This window comes from Propioniciclava sp. LT432 (assembly GCF_059515965.1).
Genome location: NZ_JCAKNE010000059.1, coordinates 1 through 7,868 on the forward strand (window position 1 = coordinate 1; position 7,868 = coordinate 7,868).

The window sequence follows — 7,868 nt, forward strand, 5'->3', positions numbered from 1 at the left end:
GCTTATGCCGACGTCTGGGTTATGCCGACCTTCGTGGCGTGTGGCCTTGTGAATCCCGGTTTGTCCGGGGCGGTTGTCGGCATAATCCTGTAGGTCCAACCTTCTCCTGATGGGAGGAGGACGGGTCATGGGTGATCTGGTACGTGAGGGGCCTGCGGCTGCTGGTGGGCAGATGAGGATCTGGCCTCGTCGTGATGCTGGTCCGCTCGCCGCGGTGATGGCCGAGTTGATCGACTGGCTGGTCACGGAGGGGTACGCACCGACGACACAGCGCAACCTGGTGCGGGCGGCGGCTCGGCTCGGTGCATGGCTGGCCGCTGCTGGTGTTGAGCTTGCGGACGTTGACGCTGCGTGCGTGTTCGGCCTTGTCTCAGGGGACAACGAACGCCACCCGGAGCATCGATCCGCCAACGAGAACGTCTCGGCCGTCGTTAGGTTCCTGCAGGAAACCGGACGCCTCAAACCGTCGCCTGTCGACACGGCGCCGCTGCGACCGGCAGAAGCCTGTCTTGCCGCGTGGTTGCGGTTCCTGGAGGTCGAAGAGGGACAGGGTGCCAGTTGGCTCTACAAGGCCCGCCAGATCGGGGAACGCTTCCTGCCGCTGGTCGAAGACGAGGACGGGGACCTCCACTGGGAACGTGTTGACGTCGTCATGGTCAACGAGTTCCTGGTGCGTGTGGTGGCCGGCTACTCCTCCTCCACCGCGCAGAGCAGGGCGGCTCTGCTCCGTGGTCTGCTCACCTGGGCCGCAGCCAACGGGTGGATACGGGACGGGATCGTTGACGGGGTCCTGTCGCCGCGTCGTATCCGGGCCGGCCTGCCGAAAGGCCTTACCGACAGCCAAGTCGCCGCGTTGAAGAATGCCGTCGATCGGGACACTGTGGCGGGCAAGCGGGACTGGGCGATCATCGTCATGCTGGCCCGCCTAGGCGTGCGTGTCGGTGAGGTCGCCGGGCTGAGGCTGGACGACCTCAACTGGCGCGAACCCTCGTTGCGGGTGGTTGGTAAGGGCGGCCGGGTTCTGGTCCTTCCGATGCCCGTCGACGTGGGCGAGGCGCTGGTGGACTACCTCCGGGTCCGTCGCGCCGATCGCGGTGAACGGGCGGTGTTCCTCCGCTGCCTGCCGCCGTTGACGGCGCTGCATCGGGCCGGCGTGGGGGATGTCGTCCTCAGGTACGGCCGACGTGCCGGCCTGGACGGCGTGTACGCCCACCGTCTTCGACACACAGTCGCCAGCCAAGTCCTGACCGGGGGCGGAACCCTCCGGCAGGTCCAAGAACTCCTCGGCCACGCCGACCCGGCCTCGGCGATGACCTACGCCCGCGCCGACATGACACCGCTGCGTCCGCTGGCGCCCTCCTGGGGCAGCCTGCCATGACCACCACCCCTTCGGTCGATGTTGGCCTGTGGACGGTACTGGAGGTGTACCTCACCCAGCGGCGGGCGCTGGGATTCCGGCTCGTCGAGGAAGAACGCCACGCCCGACGTTTCCTCGAATGGCTGCAGGCCCATGGCCACGCGGGTACGTCCTTTAGCGTGGCGCAGGCGTTGAGTTGGGCGCAAGGGGACGGCTCGTTGAAGAACTCCTACCAGTGCCAACGCCTCAGCGCGGTCCGCGGCCTGGCCCGCTACTGCCATGCGATCGGCCTGGACGTCCAGGTGCCGCCAGCCAACGTGCTGCCTACCACCAGGGACCGGCGCCGGCCCCACATCTACACCCAGGGCGAGGTCGACGCACTGATCGATGCCTGCCCGCACGCGTTCACCCATCCGTTGGTGCAGGCCACGATGGCCGCCGTCATCGCCCTACTGGCCGTGACCGGGATGAGGCCGGGCGAAGTCGTGCGACTCCGCCTCGGCGACATCAACGTCGAGGACGCCACCCTGCTGATCCGGGCCAACAAGCACGGTCCCGACCGGCTCATCCCGCTGCACCCCACCACCCTCGACGCCCTGGCCGGCTACCTGGCCAGCCCGCACCGCCAAGCCGCGACACCTCCGCTGGAGGGAACCCTGTTCGTCACCACCCGGGGCAAGGCCTACCAGCGGGCGACCGTGGAGGACCACTTCCAGCGGATCCGGGCCGCGACCGGCATCACTTGGGAAGGGCACGCCCCCTGCTTGGTAGACCTGCGGCACACCTTCGCGACCCGGCAGATGATCCGCGCCTACACCACTGATGCCGGTAACCCGGCTGCGACGCTCGGTCTGCTGGCCCTCTGGCTGGGCCACTCCGATCCGTCCCACACGTACTGGTACGTCCAGGCCGTCCCGGAACTGCTGGCCCTGGCCGCCCACCGCGTCGACACCACGAACACGACGGAGTGACTCACGATGACCTACCTCGCCACCGTCCTGCAGGCGTTCTTCACCGACTACGTCCACACCCAGCGCGGCCTGGCCGCGAACACCATCGCGTCCTACCGCGACACCTGGCGCCTCCTGATCAAGCACCTGAGCGTCACGACCGGGACCAGCGCCGACCAGCTCCGGCTCGAAGACCTCGACCGCGGCACCGTCACCGGCTTTCTCGACCACCTCACCACCCACCGTTCCAACACCGCAGCGACCAGGAACGCCCGGCTCAGCGCGATCCGCGTCCTCCTCGCCCACACGCTGCCCGACCACCCAGAACACGCCGATTCCATCCGTCAGATCCTCGCCATCCCACCCGCCAAGACCACGAAACCCCTACTCAGCTACCTGACCGAGGCCGAAACCGAAGCCCTGCTCGCCGCGCCGGACACCACGACCTGGACCGGCCGACGTGACCAGATGATGCTGGCGTTGGCGATCAGCACCGGGCTGCGGATCAGTGAACTGATCACCCTGACCACCAGCAGCATCCACACCGGGACCAGCCCGTACGTCGAATGCGAAGGCAAGGGCCGCAAACACCGATCCACCCCGCTCAGCGCGACGATCGGCGACCAACTGCGCGCCTACCTTCAAGAGCGGAGCACCCGGCCCGGGACCGCCCTGTTCCCCGGCCCCCACGGCACCCCGCTATCCCGTGACGCGATCGAACACCGACTCGCCGCCCACGTACACACCGCCACCACGTCCTGCCCGAGCATGGCCGGCAAACACATCACGGTCCACACCCTGCGGCACACCACCGCCATGAACCTCCTCCACGCCGGCGTCGACATCATCGTCATCGCCTTGTGGCTCGGCCACGAGCAGACCTCCACCACCGACGTGTACCTCCACGCCGACACCCGACTCAAGGAGGACGCCCTCGACAAGACCAGACCACCCCACGTCACCCCGGGCATGTACACCCCGCGAGCCGACATCCTCGCGTGGCTCGAAACCCTCTGATTATGCCGACAACCGCCCCGGACAAACCGGGATTCACAAGGTCACACGCCACCAAGGTCGGCATAACCCAGACGTCGGCATAAAGCATCAAATGCCGACGTCGGCATTTCAGGGCCTCGGTGCCGCCGTTGCTGGCGCGGTCGGTGTCGAAGTAGGCCAGGAACGCGTCCTTCCACTGTCTCAGGGTTCGGCCGAGGCGGGCGATCTCGGGGATGGGGCAGGACGGGAAGCCGTCGACGACCTGCTCGGCGAGCTGGCGGCCGGCTGCCGGGTCGGGGTGGGCGTAGGCGGCCCGGACGCGTTGGGCGCACTGCCAGGCGACGTGGACGGCGTCGTGGCGTTCATCGGCGGCGATCGCCGCGTCGAGGCGGGCCTGTTGCTTGCCGGTGAGCCGCTCGGCCGCGCAGCGGAGCACGTTCCGGATGCCGTAGAGCGGGTCACCGGAGCGGCCACGGTGCCCGAGGGTCTCTTGTTGGACGCGGCGGCGGACCTCATCGACGGCGTGCCCGGCCAACGCCACGACGTGGAAGGCATCCAACACGGCGGTGGCGTCGGCGAGCTTGTCATCGATCGCGTTCTTGTAGCCGCGGAACGGGTCCAGGGTGGCGACCTCGACGCGGGCCTTGAACGTCTTCCCGCGTTGGTCGAGCCATGTCTTGTACACGGTCCCGGACCGGCCGGGGACCAGGTCGAGCAGCCGGGCGTGGACGCGTCCGTCCTTGTCGCGGGTCAAATCGACCATGCCGGTCAACTCCTTCGGGCCGCGCTTGCGGGGACTCACGTGGTGCCACAGGTGCTCGTCCACCCCGAGGGTCGTCACCCCGGCGAACCGGGCCTCGTCGGCGGCCAAGGTATTCAGGATGGGTTGGATCGAGCCCCACACCGTCTTCCACGCCACCCCCAACTGACGCGCCAGCCCGTGGATGGAGGCGTGCTCGCGACGGACCTGCTCGAGCACCCACCGGCACGCCCGCATGGTCAACAACCCACGCGGGCGGGCGACCTGCTCGTCCTGCTCGGTGAACACCCTGGTCGGGCACGCAGACTCCAGACACCGCCACGTGCGCTTTCGCCACCGCAGCCGGGTCGGCCTCCCGAAACACGGGATGTCCACCAGCGTGGTCGTGCGCCGGCCATGACTATCGGCGACCACCCCACACGTCGGGCAGCCCATCACCGTCGGCGCGGACTCCATCGTGACCACGAGCACGCCATGGCTGGACTTGTCGACCTCGACCACGTGCAAGCCGTCCAGGCCGACCAGAAGGTCGCAGTGGTCACAGTAGGCAGGGGTCGTGGAAGCGTAGCAGCACCCCGTAGGCTCGGACACGTCGAGGCCTTCCGGTCAGGTTGAGTAGACGCTTCCGATCCTGAAGGCCTCGACCCTCAACCACCGTCACCCGCGCTCGGGCGTGTCGCGCTCACCCCACCGCAAGGTTGAAGAGCCACTTAAAGACTTCGGCCCCATGTAACTGATTCGAATAGTTGTCGTCGTCGCGAAGGGGCTGAGCCGGAACACCCGCTTGGCTCGCTTCGCTACGCAGCCAGGAGGTAGCACTAGGTGGTGCCCATCGCCCCGTCCCAGCCTGCGGCCTCTAAGCCAACCCACAGCGACGAGCAGAACATCCGGATCTGCCGCGTCCGGCGCAGGCCGAGCCTTCCCGCGGGGCGACTCCTTCCCTGCCGTGCGCCGGACCCGAACGCTTCTGTCAGACGTGCGGGCGACAATCGCGACATGCCTTCATCCGAAGTCGCACTGAGCGTGCTCACCGTCGTCGTCTCCATCGCCGGTTCCTGGTTCGTGGCCAGATGGACGGTCCGTGCTGAACGCGCGTCCAGAGTGCATGCCGCCGCGGTGGACGGGCTGCTTCCCTCACTCGCTCGACTGCGGGCGCTGCTACATGAGTCGAGCGTGCGCAGCCTGAACCCGGAGGACGTCGCTCGGGCCGTCGCGGATTTCGAATCGCTGTGCCTGCAACACGGTGCATCCCTCCCCGTGGAACTCCGCAGCACTCAATCTGACGTGCGCGCTGCCGTCGGGAACTACTTCGGGGGCGTTTCACTCGCTTCCTTGGATGCCCGCATGGCCACGTACCCGCTGTCGGAACCCGATCCGTACTGGCGGGACATCTCGATCTCCTACATTGAGTACGTCATGGCGAGGCTGCAGCAGAGTCTGGTGCGACCCAAGATCCCGCCAGTCATTCACTTCTCAGACTGGCGTCGGCATGAGGACTATTCCCGACGATGACAGCTGCCCGCCCTGCTCACTCGTTTGCCGCAGGGCGCCCGATTCTGTCACCGGGGGAAACTGATTGTGTCAGTGCCCGCCGATATCGTCGGGTGCTCCAGGGCGTTCGCTATGCCAGAACATGACAGGAGTTTGGTCAGTGAGTTCAGATCGCTACCCGTTCCCCGTCGCCATCTCCCAACTCGGAGTCGGGGACAGCCGCGAGCAGCAGGCACTGCGTGGCGTCCAGTGGCTGCTCAGCCAGACCGACGCCCCCACCGTCCTCGTCACCCCTCGGAAAGACATCGATCACAACCCAGCGCTCACTCGACTGGCTACTGGCGGCAGGGCGCGGCACCTCACATGGCGGGGTCTATTCGCGGACCAACTCCACGGAAAGCGAGTCCTCCACGCGTGGCCCGATCGCAAGCAGCTCAACGAGCTATGGGGGGTGCAGCTCTCGGCCCTTGCCGTACTGGAATGGGCCCCGGGCCAAACCGCGGAGTGGATCGAGGACGCCAACCCGGTTCGCCTGCTGCGGCATGGCACTCACGCCCCGAACCCTCCCGCCGCGCGGACCGCAGACGGGCTGCCCGACGATGTCGTGAACATCCTGCAGCACTTGGCTGACATGGCCGCGGGCTACGACTCGGGCCTGAAGTGGAACGAAGAGGACAAGCTCAAGGCCGACCTGATGAACCGTACGCAGCGATGGCTGGGGCTACCCATTGACCACATCCGCCTGAAGTGCCGGGAGCTCGGCTTGCGACCCGCCGATGTCGACACCATCACCGGCTTGATACTGCGCCGCCAAGAAGGACGACGCTTCAACGTCCGACGCGGATACAAGGACTTCCACTTCCAAGGCTAGAACAACCACCCCCATTGGGGGCTACTCGTAGTTGACCGTGGTGGGTCGTTGATGCAAGGGCTCGTGGCCTTGCGCTGGGATGGGTGTTGCGAAGCATCCAACCGGACAAGGACCACGAGCTGTGATCAAGCCTATGTGCTCGCAGCGTGACGCTGCGAGCGTGACTTTCAACCTGCCTGACTACCACGTGATCGACGCGATCGACCTGCCCCTGGGTGGTCGGCGGGTGATCGTGAAGGCCGACACCATCGCCGGCGGCTGCCCCGACTGCGGGGTGGTGTCGGCGCGGGTGCATGCGTGGTGTCGGCAACGGGTCAAGGACGTCCCGCACGCCGGCGGTGTGGAGGTGTTGGTGGTGAAGCCACGGTTGGTGTGCGCCGAGCAGGGGTGCCCGCGACGGACGTTCACCCAGACCACGAGCGAGTTGCCGCGACGGGCTCGGTGCACGACGCGCTTGCGTCAGGCGTTGCTGACCGCGGTCATCGACCAGGGTCAGCCGGTCGCCCAGGTCGCCAAGACCCATCAGGTGGCGTGGTGGACCACCCAGAAGACGGTGAACGACGCGGTCGACACGTTGCCCGACGTCGACGCCCTGCACGTAAAGCACCTGGGTATCGACGAGCACCGCTACCGCCGGGTCCGCTGGTTCCGCGACCCCGACAGCAGCGGCTGGCGGCGGGTCGAGCCGTGGATGACGACCCTCGTCAACACGGCCTGCGGTCAGGTGCTGGGGGTCGTCGACGGCCGTGACAGTGCTGCCGTCGAGGGCTGGCTGAACGCCCGCAGCCAGGCCTGGCGGGACCGAATCCAGATCGTTGCGATCGACCCCTCAGCAGCGTTCAAGAAGGCGATCACCACCAGCCTCCCGCACGCCAAGATCGCGGTCGATCCGTTCCACCTGGTCCAGTTGGCGAACCTGTGCCTGACCCGGGTGCGGCAACGCCTGGTCCAGGACCTCCACCAGCGCCGGGGCCGGAAGGTCGACCCGGCCTGGGCACATCGCACCCTGCTGCTCCGCGGCTACGACACCCTCTCGGAGCGGGCCCGCCACCGGCTCGATGAGGTGTTCACCAGCGACGACCCCACCGGCGAACTCGGCGCCGCCTGGGGCGTCAAGGAAGGACTGCGGCTGATCCTCGCCAGCCGCACCCTCGAAGGAGCCCGTGACGCCAAACAGCGGCTCGAAGGCTGGGTGAAAGACGCCGACACCGACGAGACCACCAGGCTGTGGGACACCCTCAACGCCTGGTGGCCCGCCATCGAGGCGTTCATCACCAGCCGGGTCACCAACGCCCGCACCGAAGCGGCGAACACCGCCATCAAACACATCAAACGGACCGGGCGCGGCTACCGAAACAACGAGCACTACCAAGCCCGTATCCTGCTCCGCAGCGCCCACCGGGCGCGGCAACACCGCTTGACCAGCCAAGGCACCACGGCCAA

The 7,868-nt window shown here is 67.3% G+C and carries 7 protein-coding genes; 6 read left to right on the forward strand and 1 reads right to left on the reverse strand.

The genetic code is table 11. From position 1 onward, the window contains the following. The first annotated feature begins 127 nt into the window (after positions 1-127). Genes AC5YDV_RS19340 through AC5YDV_RS19350 form a run of 3 tightly spaced genes read left to right on the forward strand, consistent with a single transcriptional unit; the run spans position 128 to position 3,324 of the window. Complete coding sequence (locus tag AC5YDV_RS19340; protein ID WP_496184457.1) at positions 128-1,378, forward strand: tyrosine-type recombinase/integrase; 1,251 nt, start codon at positions 128-130, stop codon at positions 1,376-1,378. Continuing rightward, complete coding sequence (locus tag AC5YDV_RS19345) at positions 1,375-2,328, forward strand: tyrosine-type recombinase/integrase (protein ID WP_496184456.1); 954 nt, start codon at positions 1,375-1,377, stop codon at positions 2,326-2,328. Before AC5YDV_RS19340 ends, AC5YDV_RS19345 begins: the two co-directional genes overlap by 4 nt. A gap of 6 nt (positions 2,329-2,334) precedes the next feature. Next, positions 2,335-3,324: a tyrosine-type recombinase/integrase gene (locus AC5YDV_RS19350; protein WP_496184455.1), complete on the forward strand. Its 990-nt coding sequence runs from the start codon at positions 2,335-2,337 to the stop codon at positions 3,322-3,324. On the opposite strand, the gene AC5YDV_RS19355 is transcribed toward AC5YDV_RS19350, so the two are convergent. Next, complete coding sequence (locus tag AC5YDV_RS19355; RefSeq protein ID WP_496192567.1) at positions 3,266-4,654, reverse strand: ISL3 family transposase; 1,389 nt, start codon at positions 4,652-4,654, stop codon at positions 3,266-3,268. The two genes, AC5YDV_RS19350 and AC5YDV_RS19355, sit on opposite strands and share 59 nt — an antisense overlap. Positions 4,655-5,059: 405 nt before the next feature. Here AC5YDV_RS19355 and AC5YDV_RS19360 point away from each other — a divergent pair, with 405 nt between their 5' ends. The 3 genes from AC5YDV_RS19360 to AC5YDV_RS19370 all read left to right on the forward strand — a co-directional run. Then, positions 5,060-5,575, forward strand: coding sequence for a hypothetical protein (locus tag AC5YDV_RS19360; protein ID WP_182818876.1), 516 nt, complete (start codon positions 5,060-5,062; stop codon positions 5,573-5,575). Between the two features lie 430 nt (positions 5,576-6,005). Continuing rightward, on the forward strand, positions 6,006-6,425 hold the full coding sequence (locus AC5YDV_RS19365; RefSeq protein ID WP_496183025.1) for a hypothetical protein: 420 nt from the start codon (positions 6,006-6,008) through the stop codon (positions 6,423-6,425). A gap of 160 nt (positions 6,426-6,585) precedes the next feature. Further along, positions 6,586-7,868: ISL3 family transposase (locus AC5YDV_RS19370; protein ID WP_496192568.1), on the forward strand; the 1,283-nt coding region annotated here is incomplete at its 3' end.

Excerpts from the sequence above, each read along its gene's own strand:
- AC5YDV_RS19340 (WP_496184457.1), top strand. The coding sequence starts at position 128 with ATGGGTGATCTGGTACGTGAGGGGCCTGCGGCTGCTGGTGGGCAGATG.
- AC5YDV_RS19345 (WP_496184456.1), top strand. The coding sequence starts at position 1,375 with ATGACCACCACCCCTTCGGTCGATGTTGGCCTGTGGACGGTACTGGAG.
- AC5YDV_RS19350 (WP_496184455.1), top strand. The coding sequence starts at position 2,335 with ATGACCTACCTCGCCACCGTCCTGCAGGCGTTCTTCACCGACTACGTC.
- AC5YDV_RS19360 (WP_182818876.1), top strand. The coding sequence starts at position 5,060 with ATGCCTTCATCCGAAGTCGCACTGAGCGTGCTCACCGTCGTCGTCTCC.